Annotated in this window: 11 protein-coding genes; 8 read left to right on the top strand and 3 right to left on the bottom strand. The window is 70.0% G+C overall.

Annotated features, from left to right (window positions below; genetic code table 11):
• Positions 1 to 223 precede the first annotated feature (223 nt).
• Together KBX46_RS12080 and ssd are read right to left on the bottom strand one after the other, a co-directional pair.
• Entirely contained in the window at positions 224 to 1,435 is a 1,212-nt protein-coding gene (locus tag KBX46_RS12080; RefSeq protein WP_210792556.1) for a TadA family conjugal transfer-associated ATPase, read from the bottom strand.
• A complete protein-coding gene (gene ssd, locus KBX46_RS12085; RefSeq protein ID WP_088951163.1) occupies positions 1,432 to 2,535 on the bottom strand; it encodes a septum site-determining protein Ssd in 1,104 nt (367 codons plus the stop codon). Before ssd ends, KBX46_RS12080 begins: the two co-directional genes overlap by 4 nt.
• 484 nt (positions 2,536 to 3,019) lie before the next feature.
• Here ssd and KBX46_RS12090 point away from each other — a divergent pair, with 484 nt between their 5' ends.
• The 5 genes from KBX46_RS12090 to KBX46_RS12110 all read left to right on the top strand — a co-directional run bounded on the left by KBX46_RS12090 (position 3,020) and on the right by KBX46_RS12110 (position 8,002).
• On the top strand, positions 3,020 to 3,409 hold the full coding sequence (locus KBX46_RS12090) for a hypothetical protein (protein ID WP_099849950.1): 390 nt from the start codon (positions 3,020 to 3,022) through the stop codon (positions 3,407 to 3,409).
• Between the two features lie 826 nt (positions 3,410 to 4,235).
• Positions 4,236 to 5,042 (top strand): HAD family phosphatase, encoded by an 807-nt coding sequence (locus KBX46_RS12095; protein ID WP_088951161.1) that lies wholly within the window; start codon positions 4,236 to 4,238, stop codon positions 5,040 to 5,042.
• Between the two features lie 175 nt (positions 5,043 to 5,217).
• Complete coding sequence (locus tag KBX46_RS12100; protein WP_210792557.1) at positions 5,218 to 6,114, top strand: hypothetical protein; 897 nt, start codon at positions 5,218 to 5,220, stop codon at positions 6,112 to 6,114.
• A complete protein-coding gene (locus KBX46_RS12105) occupies positions 6,111 to 7,475 on the top strand; it encodes an isoprenylcysteine carboxylmethyltransferase family protein (RefSeq protein WP_210792558.1) in 1,365 nt (454 codons plus the stop codon). The genes KBX46_RS12100 and KBX46_RS12105 overlap by 4 nt, the downstream gene beginning before the upstream one ends.
• A complete protein-coding gene (locus tag KBX46_RS12110) occupies positions 7,370 to 8,002 on the top strand; it encodes a TetR/AcrR family transcriptional regulator (protein ID WP_210792559.1) in 633 nt (210 codons plus the stop codon). The genes KBX46_RS12105 and KBX46_RS12110 overlap by 106 nt, the downstream gene beginning before the upstream one ends.
• A 7-nt stretch (positions 8,003 to 8,009) precedes the next feature.
• On the opposite strand, the gene KBX46_RS12115 is transcribed toward KBX46_RS12110, so the two are convergent.
• Positions 8,010 to 8,756 (bottom strand): oxidoreductase, encoded by a 747-nt coding sequence (locus tag KBX46_RS12115; protein ID WP_210792560.1) that lies wholly within the window; start codon positions 8,754 to 8,756, stop codon positions 8,010 to 8,012.
• Between the two features lie 306 nt (positions 8,757 to 9,062).
• Between KBX46_RS12115 and acs the strand changes: the two genes are divergently transcribed.
• The 3 genes from acs to KBX46_RS12130 all read left to right on the top strand — a co-directional run bounded on the left by acs (position 9,063) and on the right by KBX46_RS12130 (position 16,864).
• Positions 9,063 to 11,027 carry an acetate--CoA ligase gene (gene acs / locus KBX46_RS12120; protein WP_210792561.1) on the top strand — a complete coding sequence of 655 codons (1,965 nt, stop codon included), beginning with the start codon at positions 9,063 to 9,065 and terminating at the stop codon, positions 11,025 to 11,027.
• A gap of 268 nt (positions 11,028 to 11,295) precedes the next feature.
• Entirely contained in the window at positions 11,296 to 14,091 is a 2,796-nt protein-coding gene (locus KBX46_RS12125; protein WP_247667363.1) for an immune inhibitor A domain-containing protein, read from the top strand.
• 331 nt (positions 14,092 to 14,422) lie between these two features.
• Complete coding sequence (locus KBX46_RS12130; protein WP_210792624.1) at positions 14,423 to 16,864, top strand: immune inhibitor A domain-containing protein; 2,442 nt, start codon at positions 14,423 to 14,425, stop codon at positions 16,862 to 16,864.
• Positions 16,865 to 16,914 lie beyond the last annotated feature (50 nt).

Below are 16,914 nucleotides of genomic sequence, written 5' to 3' on the forward strand. Positions count from 1 at the left end.
GGACGACCCGAGGTCAGCGACTCGCCGGCCTCGTCGACCGGCCCGTCCAACGTACGACCGAGTTCCCGGATCCACTCCACCAGTGCGTCGTCCGGATCGGGACCGGCGCTCCCCTGTCCGGGCGTCAACACACGACGCCGGCGGGACCGGATGGTCTGCACGGGCCACGCCACCAGGGCAGCGGCGACCAGGAGCAGCGCTGCCACAAGCAGCGCCCCGCCGGTCATGCCGGGCCTGCCGATCCGGGCCACGGCTCGCTCAGAATCGGCGGCACCGCCACCCCGCGCGCCCGCAGCAGCGCTCCGAGTGCACGGGCGGCCAGCCCGAGCCCGCCGCCGCGCACCCAGGCGGGCACCACTGTCACCAACCGATCGGGCCCCTCGGGCAGCAGCAGGCAGACCGACTCCAGGACGCGCCCCTGGTCGCCTCGTCGCACCTGGAACAGCACCTGCAACGCGGCGGCGACCTGGGCGTGCAACGCGGCGCGGGGTAGCCCTCCCAGCATGCCCAGCGCCTCCAGTCGGGCCGGCACGTCGGACGGGGTGTTGGCGTGCAGCGTGCCAGCGCCCCCGTCGTGGCCGGTGTTGAGCGCGGCCAGCAGGTCGACCACCTCACCGCCCCGGCACTCCCCGACCACCAGCCGGTCCGGGCGCATCCGCAGCGCCTGCCGGACCAGGTCTCCGAGGCTGACGACCCCCGATCCCTCCACATTGGCGGTACGCGCCTGAAGCCCCACCACGTGCGGATGCCCCGGACGCAACTCGGCGGCGTCCTCCACCAGCACGATCCGCTCGGTGGCCGGCACCATCCCCAGCAACGTGTTGAGCAGGGTGGTCTTGCCTGACCCGGTTCCGCCGGTCACCAGGTACGCCAGCCTGGCCGCGACGACGGCGGCGAGCAGCGGTGCCACCGGTCGCGGCACGGTGCCCTGGCGCACCAGCTCGTCGAGCGTGAACGGCCGGTGCCGGAAGGTCCGCAGGGACAGGTAGGGACCCTCGGTCGCCACCGGTGGCAGCACGGCGTGCAATCGAGTGCCGTCGGGGAGCCGGGCATCCGCGTACGGGGACCCGTCGTCGAGCCGCCGGCCAGCGCTGGAGATCATTCGCTGCGCCAACCGGCGGACATCCTCCACCGAGCCCACCGGGACCGCGACCTGTTGCAGCCCCGAACCACGGTCGACCCACACTCGGGTCCCGTTGACCAGGACGTCGGTCACTTCGGGGTCGGCGAGCAGCGGGGCCAGCGGCCCCGCGCCGACGAGGTCGTCATGCACCCGGTCGGCGATCCGCAGCACGGCGGTGTCGCCGAGCACCGCGGCGGCCGGTTCGGCCCGTACCGCCGAGACGATCGCCGCCGGTGTGACCGGGGTGGTGGCGGAGGCGATGCGCTGGCGCACCCGGGCGGCGATGCCGCTGTCCTCCGGCCGGCCGGTCATGCCGCACCCGTCGCTGGCGCACCGGTGAGGTCAGCGACGATCCGTTGGCAGAGCACGGCCAATGGGCCCTTGCCTGCGGCGGCTGGTGCTTCGCCCCGTTCCAGCCCGCGGCAGAGCCCCGGTTCGGGGCGCAGCGTGCCAGCCAGTGGGAGCCCAAGAGCCCGTGCCACCTCGGTCGCGCGCAGCCGGCCCGGGGCGGGACCGCGCACCACCACCGAGAGCGCGGCGCAGTGCGGGGCGGCGGCGGCAACGACCCGAGCGGCCGCAGCGGTGGCGCGCAGCTCGGCCGGGACGACAACGAACGCCTGGTCGGCCGCCTGCAACGCCACCACGGCCGCGTCGTCCAACTGTCGGGGCAGGTCGACCACCACGAAGTCCCGCCCACGACGGGCGGCATCAACGGTTGCCGCCATCGCTGCCACCGGCAGCGGCAGCATTTCGCCGCGGTCCCAGGAGAGCACCACCAGGTCACCTCGGCTGGGCAGAGCCTGCACGAGCGCCGGGGCATCCACCCGCCCGTCGGCACCGGTGAGGGACGGCCACCGCAGCCCTTCCAACTGCTCCCAGCCCAGCACGAGGTCGAGGCCACCACCGAGCGGATCAGCGTCGACCAGCAGAGTGCGCAGCCGGGCCCGGGCTGCGGTCACGGCGAGACCACCGGCCAGCACACTCGCGCCGGCACCGCCCCGACCGCCGAAGACCGCGACGATTCGAGCCCCGACGCCGTCCGGACGGCCGGGTCCCTGCTCGGCGAACCGGTCCACCAGCCACGGCTCCGCGTTGGGCAGCATGGCGACGTGTTCGGCCCCGATCAGCTCGGCGATCTGCCAGCCCGGATCGAGCTGACCGGCCCGGCCGACAAGCACCAGGCGGGAGCGCTGCGGCAACCGGGCGCGCAGACACGACTGCGCCTGATCGGCGCCGAGCAACACCAGCGGCGCGGGAAGCCACCGGGTGCGGGCGGCCGCCGGATCGCGGGCGAGGTCCACCTCCGTCCCGCCTGCTGCGGCGAGCCGGAGCACATCATCGAGCAGATCGTCGTCGCCGGTGACGACCAGCGGAAGCCGACGGATCGGCGGAACGGAGGTACGGGGTGGCATCGCGGCCTCCAGCGGTCGGGCTCTGGTATGCCGCCGACCCTGCTCGGAAACCGCTCCGCGAGCCGCCCTGATCGCGTCGCCTGTGGACAACTTCGTGGGCTGTGGACAACGCCCGTCGAGACAGTTGATCTGCTACGGGCGCGGGCAACTTCGCAGCTCCTGCCGCTGCCCGGAAAACAGCGGGGCCGCTCCCAGAAGAAGCGACCCCCCCAAGTGTGCGCGTACTCGGCGGCGTACAGGCTGGTGAACCAGCCCTCGTCCCGCTTCTTCGTGGACCCACTGAGACGCCCAACAGGCTCTCTCATCAGAAACCACCTGACCAGCCACAACGCCGGAAAGGCAATCACGGCAACCGCCACTGGCCAGCAATTTCAGGGAGATCACAGAGAGTTCCAAGCTTTGATGCCAGTAAATTAGATACTTGCGCTCTCAACTTTCCCGGTGGTAACTTTCATCGACCGATTCCTCTGGGAAAGAGAGAAACGTGCGACTGAAATCCCTCGCCATCGCCCTGTCCACCGCAGGCCTGCTGGCCGCCATCCCCGCCGCGCCAGCGTCAGCCGACGGCCCGTGGCCGAACGAGGAGCCGTGGCCGCCCGGCAACTGTCAGCAGGGCACTTTCTGCGCCTGGCCGAACTGGGCTCCCGTGAATTCTGGCCCCACGGAGACCCCGTCCCTGGTGACCACCGGCCCGTGGACCGGCAGCGCCCCGACGAAAACCTTCTACAACTACACGACCGCGAACGTCGAATTGGAATACCACCACACGTGGCAGGACGACTCCACGGTCATCACGCACTGCGCCACCCCGCGCGGCAACATCTTCTACCTTCAGGTAATCGTGACCAAGGTAAATTGGCACGGTTCCTGCTAGCGCTTCGCAATGAGAAAACCGCGCCGCTGTCCACGGATGCGGATGCGGATGCGGTCGCGGATGCGCAGCTTGCCGGCGGCCAGGTCCGGCGCGGCGATCCCGTGCCGCACTCCCGGGTCGCGGGCGTAGGTGGCGCGTAGTCACACCGACCGGCCGCCACGCACGCCTCGGTCGAACTTGCAGCTTCAGCGGCCCTGATCCATTCCGCGCACGGGACCCGGCCCTTGGCGGACCGGCGGTCACAACGGTCCAGGAGCCGGCGCATCCGTGGTGAAGTCGGGTCAGGCGCACCGGTCGATGAGCAGATCCAGTCTCGGGTCTGCTCATCGACCGTCTCGGCACGCAGCTGAGCGACACCTGGACGACCGCCGCGGCGCCCCGTAGGCACCCGCTGGTTCTGCTGCCTCTCTGCTGCTTTCCAACCGCAGAAACGCCGTCCGCAAACGCCCGAACCGGCCGGGGGACGGCCTGCGACCAGCGGTGGAGCGTTTCCAGCAGAAAGGGACGACCCCCGTCGGGGGGAGACGGGGGTCGTCGAAAGGTTCGGCTCCGGGGGGGTCGAGCCGAACCACTCAGCGGTCACGGGGGGTGCAACCGCTGAGGGCTTGTCTGTTTTCGGAGATGTGAAAACTCGTCGTACGGACAAGTCTGCCTGAGCGGGCCCGTCACGTCGAGTGGTGCCGCCTCCACTCAGTGCGAAAATCTCCTCGCAGAGTGTGAGCACGGTCACGCGGAGCGGAGGTGGTGGTGCCTGCCCGCAGGTCTGAGGGGTGGCCTGACCCCGGGCACCCGCCGACGATAGACCATCCGGCTAGACTTTCGCGCCGTGGGCCGAAGTGCCGCTTTCTTCGATCTGGACAAGACCGTCATCGCCAAGTCGAGCGCCCTGGCGTTCGGTCGGCCGTTCTACCGGGACGGGCTGATCACTCGACGTGACGTGGTCAAGTCGGCGTACGCGCAGCTGATGTTCCGGCTGGGCGGCACCGACGAGCAGACCATGGCCCGAACACGGGACTACCTGGCCGCGCTCTGCAAGGGCTGGCAGGTGGAGCAGGTCCGCCAGATCGTCGCGGAGACGCTGCACGAGCTAATCAACCCCTATGTGTACGCCGAAGCCGCCGTCCTGATCGCGGAGCACCAGGCGGCGGGGCGGGACGTGGTCCTGGTGTCGGCGTCGGGCGAGGAGATGGTCCGGCCGATCGGCGAGCTGCTCGGGGTGACCGACGTGATCGCCACCCGGATGACGGTGCGCGACGGTCGGTACAGCGGCGAGGTCGAGTTCTACGCGGCTGGCCCGAGCAAGGTCGAGGCGGTCAACGAGTTGGCCGCCGCCCGCGACTACGACCTGGCCGACTCGTACGCCTACTCCGACTCGTACAGCGATCGCCCGCTGCTGGAGTGCGTCGGCCACCCGAGCGTGGTCAACCCGGACCGGCAGCTGCGCAAGCTGGCCTCGGAGAACGCGTGGCCGGTGCTGGAGTTCCGGCACCCGATCCCGCTGGGCCGTCGCCTGCGGGAGCGACCCGCCGTCCCGGTGGCCGCGGCCGCGCTCGGCGTCGGGGTCGGTGTGGCCATCGGCATCGCCTGGTACGGCCGGCACCGTCGCACCCGCGCCGCCGCCACCACCGCCTGAGTCCGACCAGGCCGGCAGGGCGCACCAGCCAGCACTCGGAGCCCGGGCGCCGGTGAGGGCCGCCCACAACCACATCGCCACCAGCGTCCTCGCTACCGCCTGAGTGCGGGATTGAGCGGTCGCTCAAATAGCCGTACCCTCCGTTTAAGCGACTGCTCAACACGGGGAGTTTCGGATGGAGAATGACGATGAGTCGACACCGCAGCGGACGAGTGCGCACTGGATCCTGGCCGGCCTGATCGCGCTCTTCGGGCTGGTCCTCTTCGTCGGGGTGGTGCGCCAGGGACGCGCCGACAGCGCTGTGCTCTTCGTGGCCTTGCCGGTGCTCCTGGCGGCCGGGCTCGCACTCACCCCCCGCCGGACGGCCCACGGCCAGGTCTTCGCGGCCACCACGGTGACCCTGCTGCTGGCGGCGGTGGCACTGCACGAGGGAGCGGTCTGCGTCTTCCTGGCCGCCCCACTGGTCTACGGGGTGGCACACGGCACCACAGCGCTGATCCGCGCCCTGCGGGAGGCCAACCGGCCGTACGCGATCATCGCCGTTCCGCTGCTGCTCCTGCCCGGCCTGGAGGGCAGCGGCATCGCTCCCCGGGTCGACCCGGAGCAGACGGTCGAGGTGGTCCGGGTCGTCGGGCTCCCCGTCGAGCGGGTCACCGAGCGGCTCTCCACCGGCCCCCGCCCGACCGCCGTCCGGTCCGCGCCGCTGCGACTCCTGGCAGTGCCCACGCCGGGGCAGGTCAGTGGCGACGGGCTTGAGGTCGGCGACCGGTGGATGTTCGGCTACCACGGCAGCGCGCACGGCCCGGGCGGCCACCTGCTCGCCGAGGTGGAGACCGTCGCGCCGGGGCGGGTGGGCTTCCGCTTCGTCGAGGACAGCTCCATTACCGCACGCTGGTTCACCTGGCAGCACGCGGAGCTGACCTGGCGGGCGCTCGACCCGGGGCACACCGAGGTCCAGGTCCGGGTCGACTACACGCGGGGACTGGACCCCTCCTGGTATTTCGGCCCGGTGCAGCAGGTGCTGCTCGGCGCCGGCATGCGGCACCTGCTCGACATGTTGGCGCTGCGGTGACGGTCGCCCGCTGGTTGAGCCTGGCACTGCCGCTTCTCGCCGTGCTCGCCGTCGGGGCCCGGGAACGGGACCGGGCCGTCCGCGCTGCGGCGCTGCTGGCGTTCCTGACCGCCGGGATCGGCATCGCCGCGCTGCACGAGGTCGCCGGCCTGGCCGACTGGTACGCCTTCGCGCCGGTCGACGGGTCGTACCGGGGGATGCCGGTGGACCTGTGGATCGGCTGGGCCGCCCTCTGGGGTCCGCTGCCGGTGCTGCTGCGCCGGGTGCTGCCGCTGCCGGTCGCGCTGGGGCTGCTGCTCTGGGTCGACGCGGTGGCCATGCCGGCACTGCACCCGCTGGTCAGCCTCGGCCCACACTGGCTCGTCGGGGAGGTGGTCGGGCTGCTCACGGTGGCCCTGCCCGCCCAACTGCTCGGTCGGTTCTGCGCCGACGGCCGGCACCTCGGCGCGCGTACGTTCCTGCAGGTGGGCGTCTTCAGCGCCCTGCTGCTCTGGTTCATCCCCACGCTGGCCTTCGAGTTCGGCGACGGGTCTTGGGCGGCACTGACCGAGTTGGACCGCACCGGGATGCTGATCGTCGCGCAGCTCGCCCTGCTGGTGGCCACGCCGGCGCTGGCTGCCGTCGCGGAGTTCGCCGTCCGGGGCGGCGGCACCCCGTACCCGTGGGACCCGCCGCGTCGTCTGGTCACCACCGGCCCGTACGCCTATCTGGCCAACCCGATGCAGGTCTCCGCCGTGGTGTTGCTGCTGTTCACCGCGGCGGCCACCCGCAGCGTCGCCCTGGTCCTCGCTGCGGTGTCGGCGTGTGCGTTCGGAGCAGCCGTGGCCGGACCGCACGAGCAGCACGACCTACGGGTGCGCTACGGCGTCTCCTGGCGGTCCTACCGGCGGCAGGTGCGCGACTGGTGGCCTCGATGGCGGCCGTACTCCTCCGGGCCACCGGCCGTGCTCTGGCTGGACGACGACTGCGGGCCCTGCGCGGCCACCTGGCGGATGTTGGCCCGGCGGCATCCGGTGGGGCTGCGGATCCGACCGGCCCGCCAACACGAGCACGTGCTGTGGCGGGCGGAGTACGTGGGCGGCGACGGTCACACGGAACGGGGGGTGGCCGCCGTCGCCCGCGGGCTCGAACATGTCCACCTCGGCTGGGCGTTGGTCGGCTGGACCCTGCGACTGCCCGGGGCCACCTGGCTCGTCCAACTGGTCACCGATGCGATGATCGCAGCGCCGCACCCGGCCCGTCCGGAAGGAGAGCCATGTCCGACACCAAGCAGCGTCTCCTCGACGGCGCCATCGCCGCCATCCGCGAGCACGGCATCGCCGGCGTCTCGGCCCGCACCATCGGTGCCGCCGCCGGGGTGAACCAGGCACTCGTCTTCTACCACTTCGGCACTGTCGACGACCTGCTCTCGGCCGCCTGCCGGGTCAGCACGGCCGAGCGGGTCGAGCACTGGTCGGCGCGGCTGGCCTCGGCCGGTTCGCTGCGCGAACTGCTCGCCGTGGGGCGGGCGTTGCACGAGGAGGAACGCCAGCTCGGCAACGTCACCTTCCTGGCGCAGATGTTGGCGGGTGCGCAGGCGGACCAACGGATGGCGGCCCCCACCGCGGGGGCGCTGCAACTGTGGGTGGACGAGATCGAGGCGGTGCTGCGGAGGCTGCTCGCCGGGTCCCCGTTCGCCGAGGTCGCCGACGTGCCCGGCCTGGCCCGCGCGGTCTCGGCCGCGTTCATCGGGCTGGAACTCTACGACGGGGTGGACCCGGCGGGCGCCGACCAGGCGATGGCGGCGCTCGACCAGCTCGCGCTCCTCATCGAGATCGTCGACGACCTCGGGCCGATCGCCCGCCGGGCGCTCCAGGCCAAGGTCAACCGGGCGACCCGACGGGACTGATCGCGGCTCAGGCGGCGGCGAGGATCTCGTCGCCGATGACGGTGAGCTGGTCGGCCCCGACCTCGACGGCCGCCATGTAGTGGCGCAACCAGGAGCGCAGCCCGTCCGGGGTGCCGGTGGCGAAGGCGCCGGCCGAGCCGACGTACTCCGGCTCCCGCTCGCGGTGCCCGACGTCGACGGCGAGCAGGCCGCGCGGGTCGAAGCCGCTGGCGAGCAGCACCAGCCGGGCGGCCCCCCGGGCCACCACGCCGGACGGCCCGGCGAACGGACGCAGGTTCAACAACTCCCCGTGTACGACGGCAGCCAGCACCAGCGGCGACACCTTCGTGCCACCGGCGACCAGCCCGGCCAGCCCGTCCAGCCGCGTGGCGACGACGGGATCGGCCACCGGGCGGCCCAGCTCGGATTCCGGCACCAACTCCCGGGCGGCGAGGACGTGCAGCTTCGCGAGAGCCTGCCGGGGGGCCTTCGGCCAGAGTTCACTCAGGCCGGGCAGCGCCCCGGCGACCCGCAGCGCCCCCTGGAGCAGCGGGTCGGTGACCGTGCCGGCGCGGACCGCCTCGCGTTCGTGCACGGCCCCTTCGAGGGCGGCGCTGGCCACTGCGGAGCGCAGGCTGACCTCGGCCGCGACCTGGCCACCGTGCCGGCGCAGCGCGCGGTGCCCGAGCGCCTGGTCGAACCGTTCGCGGGCCTGCTCGACGGCAGTGGCGATGTCGGCGAGCGCGAGCAGCGGGGCGAGCGGATCGGTGGTCACCCCCGTCACGCTAGCGACCCGGCCCGGCCGGTCGGGCCGCACCCGGCCGCAACGCGACCCGGACCACCCACCCCGGGGTGTTGATCAAGGCCGACCTACCGACTTCGCGCCGCCCGAGCCCGCACACCGAGCCCGCAGACCGGGGCGGGCCGTCGGGCGCGTGGTGACGGCCGCTCGGCGCGACGTGGCGGGCAGCGGTCGCCCGTCGAGGGTCCCGCGACTACCCTCGTGCCAACGCAGGTCACCCCGAGGACCAACGCAGGTCACCCCGAGGACCAGGTCACCCCGAGGACGAGGAGTCACGGCATGAGCGAGGCATTGGCAAATCTGCTGAACGAGACGCGCCAGTTCCCCCCGCCGGCCGAACTCGCCGCGCACGCCAACGTCACCGTCGACGCGTACGCCGAGGCCGAGGCCGACCGGCTCGCCTTCTGGGCGAAGCAGGCCGACCGTCTGGCCTGGTCGAAGAAGTGGGACGAGGTGCTCGACTGGTCGAACCCGCCGTTCGCCAAGTGGTTCGTGGGCGGGCAGCTCAACGTGGCGTACAACTGCCTCGACCGGCACGTCGAGGCGGGGCTCGGCGACAAGGTCGCGATCCACTGGGAGGGCGAGCCGGGCGACACCCGCACCCTCACGTACACCGATCTGCACGAGCTGACCTGCCGGGCGGCGAACGCGCTCACCGACCTGGGGGTGACCGCCGGCGACCGGGTGGCGATCTACCTGCCGATGATCCCGGAGGCGGCGGTGGCCATGTTGGCGTGCGCCCGGGTCGGCGCGGCGCACAGCGTGGTCTTCGGCGGCTTCTCGGCCGACTCGCTGAGCAACCGCATCCAGGACGCCAGCGCCAAGGTGGTGATCACCGCGGATGGTGGTTACCGGCGGGGCAAGCCGTCGGCGCTGAAGCCCACAGTGGACGAGGCGGTAGCCAACAGCCCGTCGGTGGAGCACGTGCTGGTGGTCCGCCGCACCGGCGAGGACGTCGCGTGGACGGAGAAGGACCACTGGTGGCACGAGACGGTGGAGACCGCGTCGCCCGAGCACACCGCTCAGCCGTTCGACTCCGAGCACCCGCTGTTCATCCTCTACACCAGCGGCACCACGGCCCGGCCGAAGGGCATCCTGCACACCACCGGCGGCTACCTCACCCAGGCGTCGTACACGACGCACGCGGTCTTCGACCTGAAGCCGGAGACGGACGTCTACTGGTGCACGGCGGACATCGGCTGGGTCACCGGGCACTCCTACATCGTGTACGGGCCGCTCTCCAACGGCGCCACCCAGGTCATGTACGAGGGCACCCCGGACACCCCGCACAAGGGCCGGTTCTGGGAGATCGTCGACAAGTACCGGGTGAGCATCCTGTACACCGCGCCCACCCTGATCCGCACGATGATGAAGTGGGGCGAGGACATCCCCGCCGGCTTCGACCTGTCCTCGCTGCGCCTGCTGGGCAGCGTCGGTGAGCCGATCAACCCCGAGGCCTGGATGTGGTACAGGCAGTTCGTCGGCCGGGGCGAGCTGCCCGTGGTGGACACCTGGTGGCAGACCGAGACCGGCGCCATGATGATCTCCCCGCTGCCGGGTGTGACCGCTGCCAAGCCGGGTTCGGCGATGACCCCGCTGCCGGGCATCGTGGCCGACGTGGTGGACGACCAGGGCCAGTCGGTGCCGAACGGTGGTGGCGGCTACCTCGTGCTGCGCGAGCCGTGGCCGTCGATGCTGCGCACCATCTGGGGTGACGACGACCGGTTCATCGACACGTACTGGTCGCGGTTCCAGGGAATGTACTTCGCCGGTGACGGGGCGAAGAAGGACGACGACGGGCACATCTGGTTGCTCGGCCGGGTGGACGACGTGATGCTGGTGTCCGGGCACAACATCTCGACCACCGAGGTGGAGTCGGCGTTGGTGTCGCACCCGTCGGTGGCCGAGGCGGCGGTGGTCGGCGCGACCGACCCGACGACCGGCCAGGCGATCGTCGCGTTCGCCATCCCGCGCGGCAGCACGGACATCGTCGGCGAGGCAGGTGAGCAACTCATCGCCGACCTGCGCAACCACGTGTCGAAGACGCTCGGCCCGATCGCCAAGCCCCGGCAGATCATGCTGGTGGCGGAGCTGCCGAAGACCCGCTCCGGCAAGATCATGCGCCGGTTGCTGCGGGACGTGGCGGAGAACCGGTCGCTGGGCGACGTCACCACCTTGCAGGACTCGTCGGTGATGGACCTGATCTCCTCGGGGATGAGCGGCACCAAGTCCGACGAGGACTGACGGCAGGCGTACACACCGGAGGGTGGCGGTCCGTGCGGACCGCCACCCTCCGTCATTTTCTTACGGGTACGGCACGCACGGCCTGACCAGTGTCACATCGGTCGGTCGGTGGAGCCGGGGAAGCTGAACGGACACACGAGGCGGACCACCCCTGTCCTTTCGGCTGGTTGTGATTTAGGTTCACGCAGGTTGGCAGAGTTCGACGCTCATCGCATCGATGGTCGGCCACGCCAGCGTCCTCCTCCCCATGCCCGAGAAATGGAGCGGCATGAACCACAAACCGCAGTCCGGGGCGCGCCGACGACTACTCGTCGCGCTACCCGCTATCGCCCTCGCGGCCACGTCACTGACCGTGACCGGCAGTGCGGCGGCCCAGTCGTCCTCCCCCACCCCCCGGGCGGTGATCGGGGCCGACGAGCACTACATCAACTACGCCGAGCCCGAGGTGCAGCCGGACACCACCGGCCGTGAGGTCAAGGGCAAGGGTGGCGTCTACACCCCGGCCGTGGAGTCCGCGCGCGAGTTCGACCAGAAGCACGCCCGGGGCAACCCGGTGACCGCGCGGCAGCTCGCCAAGGACGAAGCCCGGTCGCTCAAGACGGGCAAGAACCCCCGGCAGTTCAAGAAGTCGCCGACCACCCAGACGGCGAAGCTGCTCACGCTGCTGGTGGAGTTCAACGACAAGGCCAACGACGACTTCACCGACGTGATGGTCCCGAAGACGGTGTTCGAGGACCGGACCTGTGTCCTCGGCACCGTGCAGAACGGCCCGAAGCACAACAACATCCCGAACCCGGCGACCCTGCCGCACGAGGACAACAACTCGATGTGGGTGCCGGACTTCTCGCCGTCGCACTACGACAAGATGCTCTACAGCAAGAAGGGCATCACCGAGCGGGTCCGCACCGACCTGCGCGGCCCGGACGGCAGGAAGGGTGTCGACCTGTCCGGCCGCACCATGCACAACATGTACCTGGAGATGTCCAAGAACGCGTACACGGTGGACGGGCAGGCCAGCCCGTGGATCACCGTGCCGCACTCGGAGGGCTGGTACGCCGCCAACCGCTGCGAACAGGACGAGACCGGCGCGTGGGTCCCCGGCCGTGAGCAGTCGATGAACGGTCACCCGGACAACCCGGACGGCGCGGACCGCCTGGCGGTCGACGCGATCGACGCGCTCGTCGCGAAGGACCCGAGCTTCCCGTGGGCCGACTACGACATCGAGGACCAGGCCGACCGCGACGGTGACGGCAACGTCTACGAGCCGGACGGCGTGATCGACCACCTCGTGCTGGTGCACGCCGGTCAGGGCAAGTCGCGCGGCGGCGGCGCCGAGGGCGTGTACGCCGTGTGGGCGCACTCCTCCACGGTCGCCGGTGGTTACACCATCCCGGGCACCAACCTCAAGGCGTCGAACTACATCGTGCAGCCCGAGGACGCTGGCGTCGGCGTCTTCGCCCACGAGTTCGGCCACGACCTGGGTCTGCCGGACCTCTACGACACGTCCGGCAACGCCGACTCCGACGTGGACTTCTGGGACCTGATGGCGTCGGGGTCGCACTCCGGTGAGATCTTCCAGGCGCTGCCCACTCACATGGGCATCTGGGACAAGTGGGTGCTCGGCTGGGCCGACCCGCTGACCATCCGCCCCGGGTCGAACCCGCGTGAGGTGAAGCTCGGCCAGACGTCGCGTACCCCGATCGACTCCGAGGACGGCATCAAGGTCGACCTGCCGGACAAGGTGACGACGCTGGCCACGCCGCACAGCGGCACCAAGATGTGGCACAGCAACAACGACCAGGAGTGGGCCGACGTCAAGCTCAGCCGCTCGGTCGACGTGCCGGCGGCAGCGGACTCGAAGTTCTGGATGTGGAACAACTACATCATCGAGGAGGACTGGGACTACGGCTTCGTCGAGCTCTCGACCGACGGCGGTACGACCTGGACCGAGCAGAAGGTGTACGACGAGGGCGGCACGGTGGTCACTACGCCGGACGGCTACTCGGACCCGAACGGCCGGATGAACGACTTCGGCGGCAAGAAGTACGGCCTGACCGGCAGCACGAACGGCTGGCGCCACGACTACGTCGACCTGTCGGCGTACGCGGGCACGACGGTGCAGCTGCGGTTGCGCCAGGCCACCGACGAGGCGTTCGAGGAGCGCAACTGGTTCGCCGACGACTTCTCGGTCACCGGCGGCGGCGCCACCACGTGGAGTGACGACGTCGAGGGCGGCGCCAACGGCTGGACGGCCACCGGCGGCACCTTCGTGGACACCACCGGCGGGGGCTGGAAGGTCTCCAGCGGCACCGAGGTCCACGCCCAGTTCTACCTGGCGGAGTGGCGCAACTTCGACGGCTTCGACAAGGGCCTGAAGTACGCCTACGACACGATCTACTCGCACGACGCGTGGAAGGTCGACCGGATCTCCTACAACGCGCCGGGCATGCTGGTCTGGTACCGGGACAGTGCTCTCGGCGACGTCAACCACGTCACCGGGCAGATGACCGCGCTGCCCAGCTACGGCGCGAAGGGTGGGTTGCTCATCGTCGACTCGCACTTCGACCCGTACCGGCGTACCGGTGAGGCGGCGGTGAAGGACCCGTCGGTGACGGACAACCTGCCCAGCCGTCCGCAGTCGGCCAACGCGGCCTTCTCGCTGAACAAGACGTACCCCTTCACGGAGTGCCTGGAGGCGGCGGACGAGCCGTACAGCGCGTACTGCACGAAGTTCAAGGCGCAGGCGCCGGTGAAGGGCTTCACGGACGCCAAGACCTGGTACCCGGGCATCGAGATGCGCGACGGGGCTGCGTACGCGCGGGACAACGACGCCTCGGTGGTGGTGCCGTCGCGGAACAACGCGCCGTACACCACCCGGGTCACCCACCCGGACGGCAGCCCGGCACCGGAGTTCTACGGCACGACCCTCGGCGGTGGCGCGATCGTGCTGGGCACCGGTAACCCCGGCGACCAGGGCGTGAACTACGGCGTCTCGCTCACCATCAAGAAGGCGGCACGGGACAACTCGTCCGCCACGATCTTCGTCACCCCGGCGAGGAAGTAACGGTTTCGCGGATCAACAACTGACAGTGGGGCCGGTGGCGGAGACGCCGCCGGCCCCACTGCCGTACATCGATCATGTTGATCGAAATGAGTCGTTATATTTGGGACCGCGCCGTCCTCGCTGGTCAGCGTGGCTGATGAAGCCCGGGTATGTGACGGTGAAAAGCATTCCCAACAAAATCTTGCAACAAATCGACGCGTGCATCTTCCCACCCGTCGCAGCAGTGTCTATGTTCACCATTGGTCCCACTAGTGGGATCGATCTCCCACCGGCCCGTACCCCCGTATGGCCGGTTCCCTCACACCGGAGGTACCACGTGCGCAAAGTCGCAGTGGGTCTGCTCGGGCTCTCACTGACGGCGACAGGCCTGGCTTTCGGCCCGTCCGCCTCGGCGGCGCCTCAGCCCAAACTGCCGGTAGCAGCACCAGCCGCTGCCGAACCGCAGGCGTTGCAGGACGAACTCCCCGACAAGCTCGAGGACAAGCGCCGCGCGTTGCGTCAGCAGGGTCTCAGCGATGTGCTGAGCGGTCGCAGCAAGCCGATTCAGCGCAACGGAAGCACTGTCGTCAAGGTCGGTCAGGTCGGCAAGACGGGCACCAACGCCAACGCCCGCTCCGCAGCCGGCGCCCAGCCGACCCAGGATCAGTACGTCGAGCTCCAGCGGGAGCGGACCGACAAGATCTTCGTGATCCTGGCCGAGTTCGGTGACGAGCGGCACCCGTCCTACCCGGACAAGGACATGAACCCGAACATCGCCGGACCGGCGACGTTCGAGGGTCCGCTGCACAACAAGATCCCGGAGCCGAACCGGGCGGTCGACAACTCCACCATCTGGCAGCCGGACTTCAGCCCGGAGCACTTCCGCCAGGTCTACTTCGGCACCAACCCGGGCGACGAGTCGCTCAAGCAGTACTACGAGGCTCAGTCCTCGGGTCGCTACACCGTCGAGGGTGAGGTGACCGACTGGGTCAAGGTCCGGTACAACGAGGCCCGCTACGGTCGTTCCGACGACCCGATCGCGGACGACGACGTTGAAAACCCGGCCAACGACCCCGCCGTCTGCGGCGACAACGTCTGCTCGAACACCTGGGCCCTGATCCGCGACGCCGCGAACCAGTGGGTCGCCGACCAGAAGGCCAAGGGCCGGACGGACGCGCAGATCGCCGAGGAGATGAAGTCCTTCGACCAGTGGGACCGCTTCGACTTCGACGGTGACGGCGACTTCAACGAGTCGGACGGCTACATCGACCACTTCCAGATCGTCCACTCCGGCGGCGACCAGGCCGACGGTGACCCGCAGCAGGGTGAGGACGCCATCTGGAGCCACCGTTGGTCGGCGTTCAACAGCTCGCCCGTGGGCCCGCCGAACTTCCCGATCGGTGGCACCCAGATCGGCAACACCGGCGTCTGGATCCGCGACTACACGATCCAGCCGGAAAACGGCGGCCGTAGCGTCTTCTACCACGAGTACGGCCACGACCTGGGCCTGCCGGACGACTACGGACCGGCGGACAACAGCAACGAGCACTGGACCCTGATGGCCCAGAGCCGGCTCGGTGCGAAGAACGACCCGGCCATCGGTGACCGTGGCGGCGACCTCGGCGCGTGGAACAAGCTCCAGCTCGGCTGGCTCGACTACGAGGTGGTCGTGGCGGGGCAGAAGCGCACGCTGGACCTCGGGCCGCAGGAGTACAACTCGGACAAGGCACAGGCCGCCGTGGTGGTGCTTCCCCAGCGGGAATACACGTTCAACTACGGCGCGCCGTTCGAGGGCGCCAAGCAGTACTTCTCCGGTAACGAGGACGACCTCGACAGCAAGATGACGAGGACGTTCGACCTCACCGGCAAGTCCGCGGCGGCGATGTCGCTCAAGGGCAAGTACAGCATCGAGGCCGGCTACGACTACCTCTACTTCGAGGCGTCGACCGACGGCGGTCAGACCTGGACCGACCTGGACGGCACTGTCGGCGGCAAGCCGATCGGCGTCGACGGTGCGGGTCGCCCGGCCCTCGCCGGCAGCAGCAACGGTGCCTGGGCTGACATCAACATCCCGCTGACCTCGGTCGCCGGGAAGGTCGCTCAGGTTCGCCTGCACTACGTCACCGACGGTGGTGTCTCCGAGGGCGGCTTCTTCGGTGACGCGATCACCGTGACCGCCGACGGTCAGACCGTGCTCAGCGACGGTGCCGAGACCGACGCGGGTTGGGCGCTGGAGAAGTTCGAGGTGGTCGGGGCGACCTACACCCGGCTGTTCGACAACTACTACATCGCCGGCAACCGGTCGTACGTCTCGTACGACAAGTACCTGAAGACGGGCCCGTACTTCTTCGGCTACGCGAACACCCGCCCGGACTGGGTGGACCACTACGCGTACCAGGAGGGTCTGCTCATCTCGTACTGGAACACGCGGTTCTCCGACAACAACACCGCTCCGGTTTCGCCCACCAACCCGGGTGGTCACCCGGGCGAGGGTCGCAACCTGTACATCGACGCGCACCCGCGCCCGATCTACAACCTGACCGGTGCTCCGTGGCGCGCCCGCGTCCAGGTGTACGACGCACCGTTCAGCCTCAAGAAGGCTGACTCGTTCACGCTGCACCTCAACAGCCAGCCGCAGTACATCCGCGGTCAGGCCGCTGAGCCCGTGTTCAACGACACCAAGAAGTACTTCTACGAGGAGCTGCCGAACCACGGCGTCAAGCTCCCCGCAGCCGGTGTCAAGATCGAGGTCAAGGAGCAGAACGGCACCTCGATGAAGATCCGGATCAGCTGACCACTGATTCAGCAACACCCAGCGGCGCCCGGGCGGATCATCTGCCCGGG

It is taken from the genome of Micromonospora sp. C81 (genome assembly GCF_018070425.1).
Classification (GTDB): Bacteria; Actinomycetota; Actinomycetes; order Mycobacteriales; family Micromonosporaceae; genus Micromonospora; species Micromonospora zamorensis.